We start from the raw sequence: 986 nt of genomic DNA, 5'->3' as shown, positions 1-986 counted from the left end.
GGCGGCAAGTCCGTCAGCGCTGTAGCGCGCACCTTTAACGTCTCGCGGCCGACGATCTATCGCGCTCTCAAGCGCATCGAAGCCGACGCTTAGGCACAGGCTGCGTCGCTAGCGCTCGCACCCGGCGAGAAGGCATCAGGCTGCGCTAGCGACGCTCGGCACACATGAGTGCTGCACTGCTGGGATACGCCTGCGACCGGCAGAGCCGGGCCGAATACGGGATTGACCACATACACCCCGTATTCGTGCAAAGGAGCACTGCCATGTCCACCCATTCTCACACGCTTGCATCCCACGGCGAGATCCTCGCGAACCTCCCCGGCATCCTCGGGTTTTACCCGAACAACTCGCTGATCCTCGCGTTCTTCGTCGACGACGAGGGCGTCGACACCGTCCGCCTCGGCCCGGTCGCGCGGTTCGATCTGGACGAAGCTGTTGCAAAGCTCACCGAGAGCCGCGAGCGGTTCGCAGCGTGGGTCCACCACCTCGAACTCGACGCTGTTATCGCGTACATGATCAGCGATGACATTGCGCAGCCGGTCTTTGACGAGACGGCCACGTATCTCACTAGTGGGGCAGTGCACCTACCGCCGCTGCTCGGGGTGGTGCAGGTGCCTGAGATCGTCACCGGGGCTGCGTGGTGGTCCGTGTATCAGCATCCGCTCATCGACGAGCCGCGCCACGGCGTTGTCGGCGAGGTCGCCGCATCGGCGGCGCTGCGGCAGATGCTAGAGCACACCGGCGAGCTGCCGGAGCCGAGCAAAGACGACATCGAGGCACGGTTGAACAGCACCGATCACGGCATCGACGCTGCCGAGCACGCCGACATCATCGAAGACGCGCTGGCGTATATCCCGCCCATGTTCTCCGACGTGCTGCAGCGTGAGTACGAGCAGGCGGCGGCAGGGATGACCCAGCCGAGCACTCGCGCTGTTCGATCCGCGCTGAAATGCTTCACCACGCCGCGCTTGCGAGACACGCTGCTT

2 protein-coding genes are annotated in these 986 nt (G+C 64.5%); both read left to right on the top strand.

Going from position 1 to position 986, the window contains the following annotated elements:
- Nucleotides 1-93: helix-turn-helix domain-containing protein (locus HMPREF2129_RS11360; protein ID WP_156959291.1), on the top strand; the 93-nt coding region annotated here is incomplete at its 5' end.
- A gap of 170 nt (nucleotides 94-263) precedes the next feature.
- The coding region (locus tag HMPREF2129_RS10465; RefSeq protein WP_034666401.1) for a DUF4192 domain-containing protein at nucleotides 264-986 on the top strand (723 nt) is incomplete at its 3' end.

Origin of the sequence: Corynebacterium tuscaniense DNF00037, assembly GCF_000759055.1 — a bacterium.
Taxonomy (GTDB): domain Bacteria; phylum Actinomycetota; class Actinomycetes; order Mycobacteriales; family Mycobacteriaceae; genus Corynebacterium; species Corynebacterium tuscaniense.
The sequence above is the reverse complement of the archived record's forward strand: the minus strand, read 5'-3'. Positions and strand labels throughout refer to the sequence as shown.